A 1017-nucleotide genomic window follows, 5' to 3' on the forward strand; every position below is an offset into this window, starting at 1 on the left:
CCGGGGCGGGCCGCTCGACGCTAGCACGACGGAACCGAGTCCTGCCGCCCGCTCCTGACGGAAAACACATGATAGGCGACACCTCGGCTTCGCGCTTTCTGCGGCCCCTCCTTTCATCTGGCAAAACATTCGACAAACCCGTCGCTTTGTTAAGGTATGTGAGAACGTGCTTCCTGGGGTTTGTTGTACATGCTGGTCGGATATATGCGGGTCTCGTCGGCCGACGATCGTCAGACCGTCGATCTCCAACGCGATGCGCTGGTCGGAGCGGGCGTCGAACAACGACATCTCCATACCGATAAGGCATCCGGCGCCCGCGACGATCGGCCGGGACTGAAAGCCTGCCTTGATTATCTGAGCGCGGGCGACACGCTGATCGTGTGGAAGCTAGATCGGCTCGGACGCTCGCTGTCGCACCTACTGGCGATCGTCATCGATTTGAAGACGCGCGGTATCGCGTTCCGGTCGCTAACCGAGCAGATGGATACGACCACGCCGCACGGCGAATTGCTGTTCTCTCTCTTTGGGGCGCTTGCACAGTATGAGCGTTCACTGACGCGCGAGCGCGTAATGGCTGGGCTTGCTGCGGCAAAACGTCGCGGACGCCAGGGTGGCCGCCCGCCGATGATCGATACCGAAACCCTCGAACGCATTACAGCCGCGCTGGATGGTGGGGCTAGTAAGGCGTCTGTCTGCCGTACCTTCAAGGTACCTCGCTCGACGCTAATCGGCACGCTAGCCCGGATCGGCTGGACCGCACCAGCGAAGACCTAGCTCGATCGCATCAAGCAGTTTGTCCGAAGAACACACGACTATCGAGAATAGGCTCTGCAGGGTCGCTCATCCTAAGTGATATGCCGCAATCACGGCGCCAAACGACGGGCAACTCGTGCCTCATTATATGCGGTGCGTCCCAAGATGGGCCATTGAACGGCAATTTCGTGAGCTTTCAGCAAACGGATCGCTTCGTCGTTAAATATATGTTTACCTTGAACATCGGAGCGATTGAACCTAGTT

1 protein-coding gene is annotated in these 1017 nt (G+C 58.6%); it reads left to right on the plus strand.

Annotated features, from left to right (window positions below):
- The first annotated feature begins 189 nt into the window (after positions 1–189).
- Positions 190–774: a recombinase family protein gene (locus sphst_RS14230; protein ID WP_031393495.1), complete on the plus strand. Its 585-nt coding sequence runs from the start codon at positions 190–192 to the stop codon at positions 772–774.
- Positions 775–1017 lie beyond the last annotated feature (243 nt).

This window comes from Sphingomonas sp. STIS6.2 (assembly GCF_000732685.2).
GTDB lineage: Bacteria > Pseudomonadota > Alphaproteobacteria > Sphingomonadales > Sphingomonadaceae > Sphingomonas > Sphingomonas aerolata.

Bases quoted from the DNA above. Each gene is read 5' to 3' on its own strand.
- sphst_RS14230 (WP_031393495.1), top strand. From the start codon at position 190: ATGCTGGTCGGATATATGCGGGTCTCGTCGGCCGACGATCGTCAGACC.